Here is a 17,180-nt window from a genome sequence, read left to right as displayed (position 1 = left end):
GGCTACGACTACGGCAAGCAGCGCTGCACGGCCTACGTGCGCTTTGTGGTGGAGCGTCGGTTGTTTCCGCAGTTCCTGGAAACCTATACCGAATCCATCCGCAGTCTGAAAGTGGGCAACCCGACCCTCGTTGACAACCCCAACGACCAGTTGCCGGATTTGGCATTCGGGCCCGTCATCAATCCCACCCAGGCCCAGGAGCTGGACCGCCTGTATGCCAACGCGCTGCAAACTGGCGCCACGCCTATTTACGAAGGCAAGCTCGACGAATCGTTGTTTTTGCCGGGCCAGGACCGCTCGGCCTACCGGGCGCCGCGTGCCCTCGTGAATCTGCCCCGCCAAAGCGAGTTGTACTTCAAAGAGCCATTTGGCCCCATCGACAGCATCGTGCTAGTGGATCGGGTGGAGGAACTGGTGGGCGAAATGAACATCAGCAACGGCGCCCTAGTGGCCGCGGTAGCCAGCGACGACCAGAAATGGGCCGCCCGCACCGCCAAAGAGGTGCGCGCCTTCAAAGTCGGCCTCAACAAGCTTCGTTCCCGCGGCGACCGGGAAGAAGTGTTCGGTGGCTTGGGCGAATCGTGGAAAGGTGCTTTCGTAGGTGGAGCCTTGCTGGTTGAGGCAGTTACGGAAGGTAACAAGCCCATTCTGGGCAACTTCGAGGATTCGCTGCTACTGCCCGAGAAGATCTGAGCCACTGCCTGGGCGTAGGCTGTAGCGCGAAGCCTGCGCTTCGCGTATCACTGAAGCGAAGCTGTTTGTCAGTTCCCATCGTGCAACGACACGTTCGCGCTACATCTATGCTTGCTCTTCCCCAAACTGGAACGTGCGCAGTGATTCCCAGGGGCCATTCCGGTAGGCCCACAGGTGCAAGCCTGTTCCGGTGGCTTGAAAGGGTTGGAAATCAGTGACTAGCTGCTGGTGCAGGGTACGGGCTACCGCCGGATCTACCTTGTTCTGGACGGTGACGTGGGGATTAAGCTTCTGCTGGTCTTGGGGCGTAAGGTAAGGTTGCCAAGTGGCTTGGAGGCCGCGGTGCAAAGTTTGTAGAAGCGGGCATTCCAGCGTGTAAGCCACGCCCCGGCCCAGAAACCGCACACCCGCCACCGCCAGCGTTAGAGGCGGGTGCGCGGCGGCTAGCTGCGCCAAGTGCTCGGTGATGGCAGCGTGTTCAGCGCCCGGTAAGTGGTGAAACAGTGTGAGATGTGCCGAAAGGAAATTACGCTCCGGTGGAAAATGCTGCTTCCGCAGCTCATTGAAAAAAAGCTGTGTTTCCGGGTCGAGGGCCAGGGTCAGGATAAGGGCGGTATTGGCGGTAACAAGGGAAGTAGGCATTTAGCGACATACCGTACTAGCTGCTGTGGAGTTGCCGATTCACGAAATAGATAGTCGTTCCAAGTGGCGAGGTAGCCACTTGAAAAGCAGCTTCGATATCAAGTGGCGGGTAGTTTACGTCTTACAGCATAGGGGTTATGCTGCCAGAGGGTTGTTGTTCCGACCAGAGCAAGGAATCTGAAGTCGGCCGTTGAGCAAGCTAGCTAGACAACCTAAATTTCTTCCTCCAATCAGAACAACAACGCCCTGACGGAAGAAGCATTTAACAACGAATGAGTACAGCCAAGGCAGCTACTCCTGCTACTTAGGCAGCATGATGCCTGAAGTTTATTCGCCACTATTTAGCTTCGCCTTCTTATCAGCAGCCTGATGCTGTTTAACCTAGTGCTTCGCTATGAACTTGCCCATCTACCAAATCGACGCTTTTTCCGACCGGCCTTTCGCGGGTAACCCGGCGGCCGTGTGCCCGCTGGAAAGCTGGCTGCCCGCTGAAACCATGCAGGCCATTGCGGCCGAAAACAATTTGGCCGAAACCGCCTTCTTCGTACCCAAGGGCGGCAGCGAGTTTGAAATTCGCTGGTTTACGCCGGCCGTGGAAGTGGAACTATGCGGCCACGCCACGTTGGCGTCGGCGCACGTACTTTATCAGTATGTAGGGTTCGAAGGCGCTGAAATTACCTTCCATTCGCGGAGCGGCCCCTTGCTTGTACTGCGCGAAACCGACGGCCGCCTGACGCTGGATTTTCCGAGCCGGCCGCCCCAACCGCTGCCGAGCCACCCCGATGGGTTGTTGGACGGCTTAGGCGCCACGCCCCTGCAAGTGTTGGCCGGCCCCGACCTAGTAGCCCTCTTCGCCAGCGAAGCCGAAGTGCGCGCTATTCGCCCCGACTTCACCCACCTAGCCCGCGTGGAGTTTCGTGCTGTCATCGTCACGGCGCCCGGCACCGATGGCGTCGATTTCGTGTCGCGGTTCTTTGGGCCGCGAGTAGGCGTGCCCGAGGATCCAGTCACGGGTTCGGCACACACCACGCTCATCCCGTACTGGGCTGAAAAGCTGGGCAAAACGACCCTCAAAGCTCGCCAAGTATCGGCCCGTGGCGGCGAGTTGTGGTGCGAGTTGCGCGGCGAGCGGGTCCGCATCAGCGGCTACGCCGTAACGTATTTGCGCGGCGAAATTGAAGTGGCGTAAAGCAGTAAGCGCAACTCAATTACAGTCGAAAGCAAAGAGTCAAGCGGACTGGAAGCCTGGCTTCGGCTAGATTAGGTTCCAGCTGAAGCCAGGCTTCCAGCCCGCTTGACTCTTTGTTTAAGCTGAAGCTTATTGCAGTGCCACTCCTATCTTGAAGCCGGCCGGGAAATACAGTCCTTCGTGGCCGTAGTCGGATGGTCCTGATTGGTACTGACTCTCTATCGTCTCAGACCCGCTGCGACTCGTGCTGGCACGCCAGCCGACGCCAGCATACAAGTCCAGAAAAACGCGGCCGGGATGCAAGGGCGCTTGGTAGCCCATTTGCGCGGTAGCCCCGTACCGGTTGATGGTTTCGGGGCGCGGACCGTTGCTGTACTCATATTGCGGGAGGCCGGTGGGTCCTAGCACTTGTCTCCACCCTATTTCTCGACCCGACACAGCAAAATGCTGCAAATTGGGTCCGTAGCTCACATATAAGCCAGCGGGATACTGCGCTTTCGTGGTAGTTAGGTACAGCCGGTGCTGTACTTGCACCCCGGCGCCGCGCACTGTTTCCTTGGAGTTGGTAGTGGAAGAGGCAGTGGTAAGAGCATCTGGCTGACCAGTGGGGCCAGCATAAAATTGGGGAGTGAAGGTGACGCTTTGGCGCGGGTGCTGATTCCAGCTTTTCTCTACCTCCAGCCAATAGCCACTCACCACCACATACTGCGGCGTCAACTTCACTAGCAGCGTCCGGCTAAGAGCAGCATCTTGTCCTTGCGCACGCACGGATACATGCAGCAACAGCAGTAGGGGGAGTAGCCGCCCACTCCAATCAAGCAAACGAGTGAGTTGCATTATTGAAGCGGCGTGATGGGTAGCAAGCTCAATTGCTGGAGCGTAGCACCCGTGTAGCTGTACTGGTAGAGTCCGTCGGTGCCAATAGCCATGAGCGTGCCCGCATCGGGAATTACGTCCACTACTTTAATGGGAAAAGATTGGGTTTGCGTGAGCACCGGGGCCTGGCTGGTATCGAATATTTTTAGGCCGTCGCTGTCGCACACAAACAGCCGAGTGCCATCAACCCCGAGGCCCTGCGGACCCGACATGGGGTAGGTGCGGGCTAGGCGCGGTTGGCTGAGCGTGGTGAGGTCGATGACTTGGAGCTGATTGGCGCCGCCACCGCAGTTACGGCCGTTGCGCAGCGTTACGTACGCGTACCGGTCGTCTACCACCACTGGGTCGCAGCTCACTACGTGCTGGTAGTACGCCACCTGCCGGGGCGCCTGCGGCGTGGCGGCATCGAAAATGTACATGCCGCGTTGGGTGCCTAGAAACAAGTAGTGGTCTTTCGGATAAATGGTCTCGACCCCGAATTGCAGCGGTATTTTCTGGCCGGGCGTGGGCACCGCTGGGTTAGCCAGATCGAATAGGCGTAAGCTTTGCTCATCCACCGTGTAGAGGCTCTGCCCCAAAATAGCGAAGCGCGCCAGCGAGCCGCCCTTGCCTACTGCGCCCGGCGCGGACGCATCCGCTCGGGTATTACCGGTGGAGAAAAACATAGGTGAATTGGTGCGCCAATACGGGCTGATGGTATACGGAACCTTCATTTTCTGCCAGCCGATTACAACCGTGTTGGCCGGGCGGTTTTCGGGCGCGCACTCTGGAGTTGTCATTGCTATTTCGGGCATCGGCAACTCCCGGAAGGCCTCGCGCACGCGGCCCTTCACTCGCACGGCTTCGGGGTTGGTGATATCAATAGTCACCAGGTCAGGCCCATTGTCGGCGTAGAGCAGGTTGCCTTTCACGGCCATGTCGATGTTGCCAGGAATGCGCAGAAAGCTGATGATGCGGGGAGAACCCGGGTTTTGGTTGTCAACCACATGAATGCCCTCGTACCGCTCGTTGATAAACAAGTAACGGCCTTGCACGTAAATTTTGCCCGTGTTGTGCATAGGCCGGGCCGACAAAGCTTCCACTGATTTCTCTAGCACTGTCCGCTCCATCATCTGGGGGCAGTAACCATCGTAATAAGCTATGGTGGGCTGAGGGTCGTCTTTTGCGGAAGAACACGATAGCAGCCCTAGCAGCATGAGCCAGCTAAACAGATAAGTAACTATTCTAGTCATAAGACAACCGACGAAAAAGGTGAGAAGAGCAAGGATAGCGGTGGCGGTTAACACAGCCAGCGTACTCTTCTGAGCCTACCTTCAAACAGAAAGTTGCAAGTGAATACCAACTATTTTCTATATAAGCTGGAGCGCACCGTACTATGCTCCTGATTGGTAGCTGATGCTAGCCACGCACTTGCTCTCGCTCGTAGCCGCCGCGTTCCACCACCTGCATCACAAACATTGCCTTGCCCGATACCGCCAGCAGCGCCTGATATACTGTTTCGGGCACGCCAACATAGCGCACAACACTGCCGCTTCGGTGTTCTATTTCCAGCGTTAACGTATCGGCGTCATAGCCAACGGCTTTCAGAGAAGTAGAACGGATAGGGCGGCGTTGCATAGCGAAAATAAGTATAGTTGAACAATACAGTAAATAAGTGGAATACGGTTTAAGCTCTAGATTCTAGAACCTAAACTCTTGAAGTGAAGCTACTTGGCTACCGGCTTTTTCTTGCCGGCGACAGGCGCGGCTACTTTGCCGGGGTTGTCGGCCAGGAACTTGCCCCAGCTTTTGCCGCCGGCTTTTTGGTTGTTGCCTTTTTGGTAGTGGTGGCAGAGGGCCACGGCCAGCGCATCGGTGGCGTCCAGAAACTTCGAGGCTTCGGCAATGGGCGGCAGCGTGAGGGTCTGGCGCAGCATGTGCGCTACTTGTTCTTTGGTGGCGTTGCCGGAGCCCGTCACCGACTGTTTTACTTTGGTGGGCGCATACTCCACGTACGGAATCTGGCGGGAGAGGCAGGCAGCAATGGCTACGCCCTGCGCCCGGCCTAGCTTCAGCATGCTCTGCACGTTTACGCCGTAGAAGGGCGCCTCAATAGCCAACTCATCGGGCAGAAACTCGTCGATTAGCTCGAGCATCCGCTCGAATATGCGCTTGAGCTTCAAGGCGTGATTCGTGCCCAGCTTCTGCATGTCAATCACGTCGTAGCGCAGCACGCGTACCCGCTGGCCCTGCACCTCAATCAGAGCATAGCCCATGATGTTAGTGCCGGGGTCGACGCCCATGATGACTTTGGGGAGCAAATCGGTGGAGGCAATAGGCAGAATCATTTTTCCAGGATAGAGTACTAAGTAACAAGTAATAAGGCTGCTGTTGCGTTTCCGTCGGTAACTTGCCGTAGTCAACCGCACTCCTCGTCGCTTTCTTGATTACCAGTAAACTACAAAACTACGCCCAAAAGCCGGAACGGACCGCGCCTCGGGGCTGGCTGGCGGTGGCGGGCAAGCTACTCGTAACGGCACTTACGCTCGGCTTATTATGGCACTCGGTGTTTGCCGATGCCGCCACGGCCGCCGCCTGGCGCGGGCTGCTAACGTCTACGCTCACCGGGCAAGGGCGCAAACCCGTATTGCTGGCCCTGGCGCTAGTGCCCGTCAACTGGGGCGTGGAAGCTTGGAAATGGTGGCGGCTGGCCCGGCATCTGGAACCGGTTTCGTTTCAGCGCAGCTTTCGGGCGGTGCTAGTAGGCCTCACCTTAGGGTTCGTTACGCCCAACCGCGTAGGCGACTACGCAGGCCGCATTATCGAGCTGAAAAGCCGGCGGCTCGATGCGCTAGGCGCCGTGTTTCTAGGCCGCTTCGGGCAACTGGTGGTGACGGTGCTGGCGGGCACGACGGGCTTGGTGTATTTTCTGCTGGCGTTCTACTTGCGTGACTATCCAGCCACGGGGCTCGGCGTGGTGGTAGCGGCCGTGCTGGTGAATGCCGCGGTGTTGCTGCCGCTCTACCGCTCACAGTTGTTGCTGGCCGTGCTGATGGCTGTTCCGCCGCTACGCCGGTTCCGGCGGTTTTTGGCCGTGATGCCCACGTATCCGGTGCAGGCGATTCATGCGGTGCTGGCTTTGTCGGGGCTGCGGTACGGGGTGTTTTGCGTGCAGTTTGGCTTGCTGCTGCAAGCGTATGGGGCGCACGCCCCGCTTGGGCCGGGCGCGGCCGCCATTGCGGGCACGTTTCTGCTTAAGTCCCTGGTGCCCTCGCTCAATGCTTTGGCCGATGTAGGTGTGCGGGAACTATCGGCTACGCACCTATTCGGGCTGCTCGGCGAGCCAGTGCTGCCGGTGCTCAGTGCTAGCTTGAGCTTGTGGGTGCTCAATATTGCTTTGCCTAGCGCGGCCGGGCTGGTGTTTGTGCTTCGACTTAAGCTTTTTCGCAAGAAAAAGGTTGCGCTTTCCAAAAAACGGCCGGTGGCCGAAACGCATGCCGCCAGTCTATGAACACGCTGCTGGGCTTGTTGCTGCTCCTCGCGCCGGCCGCCTATGCCGTTCGGATGCTGCAATTCCGACGAGCCTGGATTTCGGCGCCGAGTCTCGATCAGGCATCGGAAAAGCAGTTTGCCACCGCCAAGAGTAAACGCCTAGTAAACCCGGCTGCTTTTCAAGTTGAAACCCAGCTTCAACTCTCGGTCTTAGTTGCTGCTCGCAATGAAGCAACTACTCTACCCTCCTTGTTAGCTGATTTGGAGCGGCAGCGCCTGCCGGCTTCCGAGTTCGAGGTCATTGTGGTCGACGACCATTCCACCGACGAAACGGCCGCCATCGTGCGTGAAGCAGCACAACACAGTGCGTTTGCGCTGCGCTTGCTGCGGTTGCAAGACCTAGCCGGCCCTGCCCGTACCGGAAAGAAAGCCGCTTTGCAAGAAGCCATTGCCGCCGCGCGGGCGCCCTGGGTGGTTTGCACCGACGCCGACTGCCAGGTGTTGCCGGACTGGCTGCTGGCGCACCGTGCCATGCACGATACTGATGCTTGTTTTGTGAGTGGCCCGGTGCTACTAACCGGTCAGGGCGTGTTGGCATCATTGCAGGGACTGGAACTAGCGGGCTTGGTAGCCAGCGGGGCCGCCGGTATTCTGCTGGAGGCGCCCACTATGTGCAACGGAGCCAACCTCAGCTACCGGCGCGCTAGCTTTGCGGCGGTAAACGGCTTCAGCGGCAACACCCACGTAGCCAGTGGCGACGACGAATTTCTGCTGCACAAGCTGCACGCGGCGTATCCGGCGGGTATTCGGTTCCTCAAGCACGAGCAGGCCGTAGTGCGCACCGCCGCCCAATCTACGTTACGGCAGTTGCTGCGGCAGCGGGTGCGCTGGGCCAGCAAATGGCAGCACTACCGCACTGCGGCCCCGCGTCGGTTGGCTGTGCTGGTGCTGGCGGCCAATGTAGCCTTGGCAACTGGAATTCTGGTTCTGCCTTGGCAGCCAGCTTTGGCGCCTTGGGCAGCGGTAGCCTGGGTAGTGAAGCTGGGAGCTGATGTGCTATTCCTGACCCCAGTGCTGCGGTTTTTCAACCGACTACATTGGCTGGGGTGGGTTCCAATCCTGCAATTGGCGTACGCGCCGTATGCGTTACTGATTGGGGCGGCTGGTTTACGCGGAGGCTACGAGTGGAAGGGCCGGCAGGTAAAAGGCAGTAAGTAACGCACGAAGAAGGCATTACTATGCGGCATTTAAGCCCAACAGTAGGGGCAGGAAGGGTGCTTTGCAAAAACGACTTTTTAGTGCTGGCAATAAGGTGCGGAATGGGAAAATAAACTAGGCGAAATGGTTGGGTTACCATCATTTGCAAGGTACTTTTTCAGCGTAATCAACCAATTTCATTTAACCGCTGCACTATGTCTCATTTCAGCTTAAAAATGATGTTTCCTCTGTTGGTTGTGCTGTTGGTATTCTTAACGGGCGGTGTATTTTTCGCCGCTACGGGTCTTGTTACGCCCTTTGCGGATGCGGCCAATGCGGCGGCCTCCAAAGCCGCCGCCGACACGGTGGCGAGTACGTCCGGCGGTGAAGGCAACCTGCCTGCCGACTCGAACCGCATTGCTTCGGCGCTCAAGCCGGAAGAGCTGCCGTTAATTGCTGCCGGCGAAACACTGTTCAAAAGCAACTGCGCCCAGTGCCACGCTGTGAATGATGTAGTGGTGGGTCCGGCCCTGGCTGGTCTGCACGAACGGCGCCCGGTTACCTGGCTGATTCCCTGGATCAAAAACTCCAGCAAAGTGGTAGCCAGCGGCGACGAGTACGCCGTGAAAATTTACAATCAATACCAGAAGCAGCAGATGCCCAGCTTTGCCCTTTCCGATCAGGAAATTACTTCCATTTTGATTTACCTTAAGGCGGAAAGTGGGGCCTTTGCTACTTCAGCAGTGGCGCTTAACTAAGTGGGGCCCGGGCAATTAAGATAAGTGTATGTTAGAGCAAGCATAACCGGGCTGCCCTTCAGAAATGAGGCGGAGCAGTCCTGTCCAGCGTTAGGTTCTGATTTCCGCCCGCTCGCGCTACCTTTGTTGTTCCTTCCGTTCTTGTTTGCCTGTGACTGATTCTGAATTCGACATCCTCGACGAGCTGTACTTCGTCACTTCCTTCCGCGACCTGCTCCAGAAAACCGGCTTATCCGCCCCCGACCTTAAGCAAGGCTTGCGGAGTTTGCTAGAGCAAGGCCTGGCTCGGAGTTTCTGGCCCGACCCCGATACCGAGCTGGCCTACGAGGAAAGCTCGTTTGGCGCCATTAGCCAAGACTGTTACTACCTGGCCTCCAAGGAAGGCTTGCTTCAGCACAACACTCGTTAGGCGTGGCGGGGGCCGCAATTTCCGGGCAGCCGAGCGCCGCCGCTGTTGCCCGGCCGCCGAGTTATTACGTCCGTCAACGCCTGCTCCAGAACCGGCCGGCCATGGCTGGGCTGGGCTTTATCCTCTTGTGCACGCTGGTAGCGGTACTGGGCTATTGGGTGCTGCCCGACAACTCTCCGAACGCCAACAACAGCCTCGTGCAACTCCAGAAAGAGCCACCAGGTTTTCAAGCTACCATCTTGCGCTTGCCAGCGACCGAAGCCACTGGCGCGCAACGCACCGACAACTTGTTGACCACTTGGTTACGGGGCCGTACGCCCCGCTACCAGGAAACGCCCATCGAAAACTACCGTTTCGAGGGCGATTCGCTGTTCACGCAACCCTACCGCAACCATTCTGCCCTGGCCGACCAGCCCCGGCGCTACTCGCTCACCCAATTGGTGGGCCGCCCGGGCACGCTCGCCGAACTGCGCCAAGCGGTAGAGCAAGAGCACATCGTCCGCCGCACCTACTGGCTAGGCACCGATAAAGCGGGTCGCGACGAGCTAAGCCGCCTGCTGCTGGGTACGCGCATCTCGCTGGGTATCGGGCTGGTAGCCGTCCTGATTTCGCTGGTGCTGGGTATGACCATTGGGGCGGTGGCGGGCTACGTGGGCGGCTGGCTCGATAGTTTGCTGCTGGGACTGATGACGGTGGTGTGGAGCATTCCGGGCATCATGCTCGTTATTGCCATTTCGCTAGCCCTCGATTCCAAAGGCGTCTGGACTTCCTTCGTGGCCGTGGGTTTGACCATGTGGGTGGATGTGGCCCGCGTGGTGCGGGGGCAGATGCTAAGTTTGCGTGAGAAAACCTTTGTGGAAGCCGGCCGCGTGTTGGGCTTGCCACAGAGCCGCCTTATTGCCCGGCATCTGCTGCCCAACATGACGGGGCCGCTTATTGTCATTGCAACCAGTAATTTTGCAGCGGCCATTCTGCTGGAAGCGGGGCTGAGTTTCCTAGGATTGGGCGTGCAGCCACCAGCCCCATCATGGGGGCTTATGGTGAATGAAGGTTTCCAGTTGCTAGGCACCACAGCCGGTTTGTGGCTCACGCTGCTGCCCGGCTTAGCCATTAGCTTGCTGGTACTGAGCTTCAACCTGCTCGGCAACGGCCTCCGCGACGCTTATGATCCTAAAACGCCCTTGAGTTAATGGGGGAATGATTGACTAGTTGATGGAAAGTGGTTAGCAATCAACAATTCAACAATCAACTAGTCAACAGCCAATTATCAACAATCAACCTTTCAATCTAATGCCCAACACTACTCCCATAACGGCTGAAAAACGGCTCTTTTTAAAAGACCGGGAGTTGGGGGCACTGCTGGAAATCACGCAGGCCATCAACCAAGATCTTGGGGAAGCGGCCCTTTACAAGATATTTCAGTTCACGCTACTAGGCCAACTCAACATCCGGCGGCTAGTACTCTACGTGAAAGACGAAGGCGTGTGGCACTGCGTGGTGTCGTTTGGCTCGCAACTACCCGACTACTGTCGGATTCCGTTGCCTGAAATGATTATCGAGAGCTGCACCAGCGCGCCCGCGCCCGTCGCCAACCTGCAACTTGATGCTAATTGGTGGCTGCTCGAAACAGTTATTCCGGTGGTGCGCAACGAGGAGGTAGTGGCCTACGTGTTCATCGGCAATATGCACGAAGACTACGCCAGCGGCGAGGCCACCAAGTTTCTGGAAACGCTAAGCAACATTCTGCTCGGGGCCATTGAAAACCGGCGGCTCGGCCGGCAACGGATAGCGGCCGCGGCCATGCGCAAGGAGATTGAAATCGCGCAGGAAGTGCAAACCATGTTGTTTCCGCGCACGCTGCCCAACGACGCCCACGTAGCCGTGGCGGCTTCCTACGTGCCTCACACCGCCGTCGGGGGCGACTACTACGACGTGGTGACGTTGGACGAAAACCGGTTTTTGTTCTGTATTGCCGACGTATCAGGCAAGGGTGTGGCGGCTTCGTTGCTGATGTCGAACTTTCAGGCGGGGTTGCGCACGTTGCTCCGCCAGCAGGCCGACTTGGCCACGGTAGCCAATGAACTTAATAACCTGATTTTCCGCAATGCCGGCGGCGACAAGTTTATCACCGTCTTCTTTGGCCTCTACGACCGCGCCACGCGCCGCCTGCAATACGTGAATGCCGGCCACAACGACCCCTTGCTGCTATCCGACCAAGATACGGTGCTGCAACTCAAAGAAGGCACCATTATGCTCGGCGTAATGGACGAATTGCCCATGCTGAAGGTAGGGGAGGTAGAAGTGCCCCCGCGCACACTGCTGCTTTCCTACACTGATGGTCTGACAGAGGTGTTTAATGCCGAGAACGACGAATTCGGCGAGGAAGGTGTACTGCGTGTGCTCCGGCAAAACCGCTTTTTGCCCCTGCCCCGTTTGCACGAAGAACTACTAAAGGAAATCCAGTTGTTCAACGTGAACGACAGCCATTTTGCTGACGACATCACGATTCTAAGCTGCCGCTTCAAGTAAATACTAAAGCAGAAGGTCCGAACAAGAGTAGCAACCCATCATGGGGCGCTAGCTACTCTTGTCCGGACCTTCTGCTTTGTGCGTTTGTAGAAAGCTAAGCCTGGTTAGCTGCTGGCGTCGGCGTTTTTCCGACCACAAAGTTGAGCCCGAAAAACAGGTTTTCCTTCAGCAGCGAATTGGTGCGCCATAGCTTACCTTCCCGGGCCATCAACTCAGTTGAGTTGCCGTTTTTAAACATAAACGGCGGAAACAAGCGGATGTATTGCACATCGGCGGGGTAGATATACAGCCCCTGCTTGGCTAGCTCGCTGCGCCAAGTGGCTAGATTTCGAATGTTTTCGTTGCCGAGCAGAATATTCTTTTCAAGCTGGTCGTCGTAGATTTCAATAATGCGCTTGTTGCCGCGGCGTAGGTAGAGCTTGAGGTTCTGTACCACGTTGCCGCCGTTTTCTTCCACTATAATCAAGTTGCCATTAGGCCGCAGTGCCTGATGGAAAATGCGGAGGGCGTCTTGCAGCGGCTCCAAGTGGTGCAGCGTGTCCTGGATGATGATGTGGTCGTAGGAAGCCGGGGCCGGGGGCGAATCAAACAGGTTCTCGTAGCTGTAGGTGAAGCCCGAAACATCGCCGAACTGCGACCAGTAGCGGAGGCGCTCCGGAATGTGCTTGAAGTAGAACTCCAGCGTGGTGCCGTGCACCTTGTAGCCGTTGAGCGCCAGGAAAATGGCCGTGGTGCCGTAACCGCAGCCACAGTCCAGGATGGCCGCGTCGCGGTTGGGCAGATGATCCAGAATGTAGTGTAAGCGCTGTATGACGTAAGATTTGCGAAACTCGAAGCTCGCCGGATTTTCTAAAAACTTATAGTAGCTAGTTAGTTGCTGGTTGCTTCGTAACTCTTCTAGCAACAAATCAAAGAACTCATTAACCGTCATAGTAGGCGTAAAAGGGATGATATGGAAGGTAAAGGGCACTCCTTTCAGCGAAGGTACAGCCTAAACGGAAACCTAAGAAGGCGATGCGCTAGGTTGCAAGCGGCTTTGCGAGGCCAGACAACCACTGGCTACTACTTTCAAACTGTGAATTTTAGCGGTCAGACCTGCTCGGCAGCAGGTAGTTCAACGGCCTCATCTTCCTGCCAAAACTGTATCCGCATAAGAACCGCTAAAGAAACATAGTAGAAAGAGCCAATCTTGTCGACCTCCAGTAACTCATTGAGGAGCAGGTGGAAGACGATAACCACGAAAGAAAGGCCAGCCGCCATAACCAGGTTCTGCTGCTGCGTGTTACGGGCGCGGTGGTAAAGTCGCTCGATGAGCAGGAGGGTGGCGAATATTAGCGCTGTAAACAGCACAAACCCCGGAATGCCTTGCTCCGCCAGTTGCAACAGAAAATAGTTGTGCGTGGTAGATTTCTCGGGGTTGTCGCTCACGTAAGTCCGAAAGCTCTTAACCGTGTAGCGTTTGTATTCGGGATAGAAAGTGGAGGGTCCGCTTCCTATTATAGGCTTCTCTGTTATCATGTGGCCCGCTGCCACCCAACGGTACACCCGCTCCATGCCCGAAACGTCCTCTAGGTTGTACGTAGCTTCCAGGTGCTTCTGGAAATTGTTGCCATAGAAGATAGTTTTCTCGTAATCAGGCGCGTACGCCATGTAGTTGTCTCCTCTAATGAAGTAGTTGACGCCCAAAATGGTAGCCACCGTAGCACCGATCAAGGCCAACCGCGTCAGGCGCAGGCGAATAATCCAGTAGTAGAGCACGGCCACAACAAGCGCCAGTACCGAGGCACGGGTATAGGAAAGCGACACGCCTCCCACCGCCAAAACAAGCACCACATACCACAGCCGACGGCTTTGTTTGGTAGCGGCCTCACGGGCGGCGAAATAGGCATAAGGGGTCAGCAGCGCCGCTGCCGCTGCGTATATCACGTGGTTGCTGTAGAAGGGCTGAATGGCCACATTGATCGTATCGAAGCCAAAGCCCAATCCTGCATGGCGCACCATGGTGTAGGCCACCGTAATGCTCACCCCCACCGCATAAAAGGCTACCATGCGCCATACGTCGCGTGGTGTGCGCACCAGGGCCATCGTCACAAACACAAAAGGCACGATGTACCAGGTTTTGGCCAGCAGGTATTTAACAGACTTCAGGGTGTCCACCGAAGAAATCGTGGAGGCCACAGACCACAGCAGCGCGACGCCCATCAGCAGCACCAAGGGGTGGCGCCAGAGCCGCCCCGGTACTTCACTGCGCCCCAGCAGCACATTTACAACAAAGCAAACCAGCAGGACCAGCATTAATGGCTCCGAGGGTACATCCATGCTCAAGCCAGCCGGCAAGTGCACCTCGCGCGAAAAGGCCAGCGTACCGAGCAGCATATAATATATCCAGCGCCAGTCGATGAGCATCACTGTAACCCCCAGCACCACCAGCGGCAGGGCCAGCCACCCAAACGAGTCGAGGGTGAGAGTGGCCACCCCGGCCACGAGCACCACCGCCACAAACGCCATAAACAAGCGTTGGTCGGAGTTTTGAGGACGTAGGTGAGCGAGAAAATTCATAAAATTGAAAAACCTGAAAACAAGCAGGATGTACTAGTAAGGCTACCCACAGCAGGAGCAGAGTAGGGCACAATGAGAGCCGCTACGTAAAGCGTGGGTTCACGCTATCGGTTTCCTTTTGGTAGTAGGTGCTACTTGGTTCTTCCCATGCTCAGGTTGCCCCGATACAGTTCAATCAGAGTGATAAAAGCCACTGAAAGGGCAAATGTGATGACTAGCGACGACGCCACAATAAGCCACCGCACTGGCTTGGATTTCTTGGTAGCGGGATAAGCTTCCTGCACTACATAGATGCTGGAAATTCTACCGCTGATACCTACGCGTGCCGTTTCGTAGGCACTACGGGCCCCAAGCAGGCGGGCCTGTAAGTCGTTGAAGCGAGCAAAAAGGGTGTTCATTTGGTCGATGCCAGCAGAGTAGCTTTCCAGATTGAAAATGTTGCCACCATCAGTTTTGGTGAGGCCACGCAAGGCGCGCCGTAAACCTGCGGCCTTGCTGCTGTTGCCTTCGCCTTCGGCGCGGCGCAGTTCTTCCTCGGTTTCAATTATTTCCTTGGCCAGATAACGCGACTCCAGGGCTAAGCCATAGATGCCATAGCGGCGCCGGCCTACTCTCAGGCTATCGTAGGTGGATTGGTACTCACGTTCCAAAAAATTGCGCCGTTGAGCATACAGCTCCAGTACCTTAACCCGGTTGGCCAGGGTTAGCTGCTGGTTCACCGAGTCGATGCTCTGCACAAGGGCATTAGCGATGCGGGCCGCCAGCACCTTGTCTTTGTCTTCAAAGGTTAGTTCGATAGCATCCCGGTCGTTGTGCACGATTTTCAGGTTGCTTGAAAATTCGTCGAGCGCCGCCTGATCGGCGGCATCATCGCCGGCCGCGCCGGCTTTGTAGTGTTCGTGCAACTTGAAGCGCTTGATGAGCCGTTCGGCCACCGGCTGCGACTCGCCAATGGTGATTACCCGGTCCAAGTCTTCGCTGCGGCCTCCTAGTTCCAGCTTGCCTCCTTCTGATACAATACGGTCGGGGTCAGTGGTTTGGGGGTTGGTTGGGTAGAAGACAGTTGTCGACTTATAAATGTTGGGTAATAACAAGGCCACCGCTGTACTTACCAGCAGGGCTAGTAGCAAAGCCCCCAATACCAGTGATTTCCAACGATTGATAACAGGCCATAGGCCCAAAAGTGAATAGGTGGGGGATGACATATAAGCGAAAAAAGACAACCACAAAGCAGCACCAGGTTTCCGGCACTACCACAACGCGGCAAAGCTAGCTGGAAAATGTGTTAAATGAGTAGCGTAAAAAACCGATTAGGTGACTTAGAGCGAGTAACAGAATGGATGATGCCCCAGGCTCTGGCCGATATTAATACCTGAGTCGTTGTTTGTGCAAGCGCTTCAACCCCTACTTTTGCGCTCCCTTTCCTTCACGTTCGCGCCTATCAAACGCTTTTTCGGAAATATTAGTCTGGTTGTGCTGCTTAACCTGCTGGTGAAGCCCGGCTGGGTGGTAGTCGAGAATCTGGTGCAAGATCGGTTGGGGCACGAGGCCTTCGGAACGTTTACGGCGTTGTTCACGCTGGCTAGCGTCGTGGCCGCCGTGTCGGACTTGGGCACCACGCAGTTCACCACCAAGCGTATTGCCGCCGCCCCGGAGTTCCTGACGGAATACTTCCCCACGCTGGTTCCTTTGAAAGGGGGCTTGTCGGTGCTCTTTCTTGGTATTGTGGTGGCAATAGGGTGGGTGCTAGGCTATCCGCTTATGCTGCTCGCCCTAACTACCATAGGAATGCTGCTCGCCCAATACACGCTGTTTCTGCGCGGAGTATTGCAGGCCCACCAACGCTTCAATACCGATGCCCTGTTGTCGGTGCTAGAGAAGTTTCTGTTGCTTGGCCTCGTGCTGGGGCTTATTCCGATTGGTATCACGCTCAACAAGTACGTGGCCGCCCGCTCCGTTGCTATTGGGTTCACGTTTGTGGTGCTTTATGGGATAATAAAGCAACTCTACGGCCAAGTGAAGCTGCAACTGCGCTGGGACCAGGCCCGCACTGTGCTTCGGGCTAGCCTGCCGCTGGCACTCATCACGCTGGTTTACGGTCTCAACGAACGAATTGACATGCTGATGCTCAAGCAGATAGTGTCGGCGCAGGAGGCCAGCTACTACGCCGCCGCCTACCGCTGGGGCGACACCGTGATGATGTACCTCTGGACCGTTTTGCCGCTGTTCTTCGCCAAATTCGCGTATGCCACCGACCGGCCCGACGAGCAGCGCGACGTACTATGGTTCGGACAGCGCGTCGTGACGGTACCCATGCTGCTGGTCTGCGCTTTTGTTTTGTTTCGGGGCGAGCTGCTGTTCTGGCAGTTCAAGCACAGCACGGCTTCGGAAATTGCGCAGATGGTGCTGTGCCTGAAAATATTATTCGTTAGCGTTCTGGTTCACGCCTTCTTTGCTATCTATAGCACCTTGCTTACCAGCACCAACCACGAGCGAGCCGTGAGCTGGCTGGTAGTAGCCAGCACCGTGCTGAACGTAGCGCTGAACTTAGTGCTGCTGCCAAAACTCGGCGCCGTAGCCGGGGCCATCAACACGCTGGTATGCGCCGTGTTTGTCTCGGTGGGCTACTTGTGGCTGGTGCACAGCCGAACGGGTGTGCCGGTGCCGTGGAACTGGCTAACCCGGCTAGGACTGGCATTCGGGTTGCTGTGTGCCGTATGGTACGGGCTGCAAACCAAGCTCGATTTGCACTGGCTGCTGGAGTCGGTGGTGGCTAGTGGGGCCTTTATTGGTATCCTGTTTCTGGTCGGTGTGGTGCACATTTCGGAACTTCGCAAGCTGCTGCCAAGATGAGCTC

General features: G+C 56.7%; 17 protein-coding genes. 9 read left to right on the top strand and 8 right to left on the bottom strand.

Annotated features, from left to right (window positions below; all coding sequences use genetic code 11):
• On the top strand, positions 1-693 hold a 693-nt coding region (locus tag ACFE7X_RS20345), incomplete at its 5' end, for an aldehyde dehydrogenase family protein (protein ID WP_375437527.1).
• A 105-nt stretch (positions 694-798) separates the two neighbouring features.
• Here ACFE7X_RS20345 and ACFE7X_RS20340 read toward each other — a convergent pair.
• A complete protein-coding gene (locus ACFE7X_RS20340; RefSeq protein ID WP_375437526.1) occupies positions 799-1,335 on the bottom strand; it encodes a 2'-5' RNA ligase family protein in 537 nt (178 codons plus the stop codon).
• Positions 1,336-1,729: 394 nt separating this feature from the next.
• Between ACFE7X_RS20340 and ACFE7X_RS20335 the strand changes: the two genes are divergently transcribed.
• The gene (locus ACFE7X_RS20335; RefSeq protein ID WP_375437525.1) at positions 1,730-2,524 is read left to right on the top strand and encodes a PhzF family phenazine biosynthesis protein; all 795 of its coding nucleotides are present in this window, start codon (positions 1,730-1,732) and stop codon (positions 2,522-2,524) included.
• A gap of 129 nt (positions 2,525-2,653) precedes the next feature.
• Here ACFE7X_RS20335 and ACFE7X_RS20330 read toward each other — a convergent pair whose 3' ends face one another.
• The 4 genes from ACFE7X_RS20330 to ruvC form a co-directional block, all read right to left on the bottom strand.
• Positions 2,654-3,361 carry a hypothetical protein gene (locus tag ACFE7X_RS20330; protein WP_375437524.1) on the bottom strand — a complete coding sequence of 236 codons (708 nt, stop codon included), beginning with the start codon at positions 3,359-3,361 and terminating at the stop codon, positions 2,654-2,656.
• Complete coding sequence (locus tag ACFE7X_RS20325; RefSeq protein WP_375437523.1) at positions 3,361-4,632, bottom strand: LVIVD repeat-containing protein; 1,272 nt, start codon at positions 4,630-4,632, stop codon at positions 3,361-3,363. The genes ACFE7X_RS20330 and ACFE7X_RS20325 overlap by 1 nt, the downstream gene beginning before the upstream one ends.
• Positions 4,633-4,798: 166 nt before the next feature.
• Positions 4,799-5,017, bottom strand: coding sequence for a KTSC domain-containing protein (locus tag ACFE7X_RS20320; protein ID WP_375437522.1), 219 nt, complete (start codon positions 5,015-5,017; stop codon positions 4,799-4,801).
• A gap of 89 nt (positions 5,018-5,106) precedes the next feature.
• Positions 5,107-5,727, bottom strand: coding sequence for a crossover junction endodeoxyribonuclease RuvC (ruvC, locus tag ACFE7X_RS20315; RefSeq protein WP_375437521.1), 621 nt, complete (start codon positions 5,725-5,727; stop codon positions 5,107-5,109).
• Positions 5,728-5,822: 95 nt separating this feature from the next.
• Between ruvC and ACFE7X_RS20310 the strand changes: the two genes are divergently transcribed.
• The 6 genes from ACFE7X_RS20310 (at position 5,823) to ACFE7X_RS20285 (ending at position 11,764) form a co-directional block, all read left to right on the top strand.
• A complete protein-coding gene (locus tag ACFE7X_RS20310; RefSeq protein ID WP_375437520.1) occupies positions 5,823-6,890 on the top strand; it encodes a lysylphosphatidylglycerol synthase domain-containing protein in 1,068 nt (355 codons plus the stop codon).
• Entirely contained in the window at positions 6,887-8,089 is a 1,203-nt protein-coding gene (locus tag ACFE7X_RS20305) for a glycosyltransferase (protein ID WP_375437519.1), read from the top strand. Before ACFE7X_RS20310 ends, ACFE7X_RS20305 begins: the two co-directional genes overlap by 4 nt.
• 194 nt (positions 8,090-8,283) lie before the next feature.
• Positions 8,284-8,826, top strand: a complete 543-nt coding sequence (locus tag ACFE7X_RS20300; protein ID WP_375437518.1) for a c-type cytochrome — start codon at positions 8,284-8,286, stop codon at positions 8,824-8,826.
• A 151-nt stretch (positions 8,827-8,977) separates the two neighbouring features.
• On the top strand, positions 8,978-9,235 hold the full coding sequence (locus ACFE7X_RS20295) for a hypothetical protein (protein WP_375437517.1): 258 nt from the start codon (positions 8,978-8,980) through the stop codon (positions 9,233-9,235).
• A gap of 2 nt (positions 9,236-9,237) precedes the next feature.
• Complete coding sequence (locus ACFE7X_RS20290) at positions 9,238-10,425, top strand: ABC transporter permease (RefSeq protein ID WP_375437516.1); 1,188 nt, start codon at positions 9,238-9,240, stop codon at positions 10,423-10,425.
• 100 nt (positions 10,426-10,525) lie between these two features.
• Complete coding sequence (locus tag ACFE7X_RS20285) at positions 10,526-11,764, top strand: PP2C family protein-serine/threonine phosphatase (RefSeq protein ID WP_375437515.1); 1,239 nt, start codon at positions 10,526-10,528, stop codon at positions 11,762-11,764.
• 94 nt (positions 11,765-11,858) lie between these two features.
• Here ACFE7X_RS20285 and ACFE7X_RS20280 read toward each other — a convergent pair whose 3' ends face one another.
• The 3 genes from ACFE7X_RS20280 to ACFE7X_RS20270 all read right to left on the bottom strand — a co-directional run bounded on the left by ACFE7X_RS20280 (position 11,859) and on the right by ACFE7X_RS20270 (position 15,528).
• Positions 11,859-12,695: a class I SAM-dependent methyltransferase gene (locus tag ACFE7X_RS20280; RefSeq protein ID WP_375437514.1), complete on the bottom strand. Its 837-nt coding sequence runs from the start codon at positions 12,693-12,695 to the stop codon at positions 11,859-11,861.
• 158 nt (positions 12,696-12,853) lie between these two features.
• Positions 12,854-14,323 carry an O-antigen ligase family protein gene (locus ACFE7X_RS20275; RefSeq protein ID WP_375437513.1) on the bottom strand — a complete coding sequence of 490 codons (1,470 nt, stop codon included), beginning with the start codon at positions 14,321-14,323 and terminating at the stop codon, positions 12,854-12,856.
• A gap of 131 nt (positions 14,324-14,454) precedes the next feature.
• Positions 14,455-15,528: a hypothetical protein gene (locus ACFE7X_RS20270; protein WP_375437512.1), complete on the bottom strand. Its 1,074-nt coding sequence runs from the start codon at positions 15,526-15,528 to the stop codon at positions 14,455-14,457.
• 205 nt (positions 15,529-15,733) lie between these two features.
• Between ACFE7X_RS20270 and ACFE7X_RS20265 the strand changes: the two genes are divergently transcribed.
• Positions 15,734-17,176, top strand: a complete 1,443-nt coding sequence (locus ACFE7X_RS20265; protein ID WP_375437511.1) for a polysaccharide biosynthesis C-terminal domain-containing protein — start codon at positions 15,734-15,736, stop codon at positions 17,174-17,176.
• Positions 17,177-17,180 lie beyond the last annotated feature (4 nt).

Origin of the sequence: uncultured Hymenobacter sp., assembly GCF_964242765.1 — a bacterium.
Taxonomy (GTDB): domain Bacteria; phylum Bacteroidota; class Bacteroidia; order Cytophagales; family Hymenobacteraceae; genus Hymenobacter.
The sequence above is the reverse complement of the archived record's forward strand: the minus strand, read 5'-3'. Positions and strand labels throughout refer to the sequence as shown.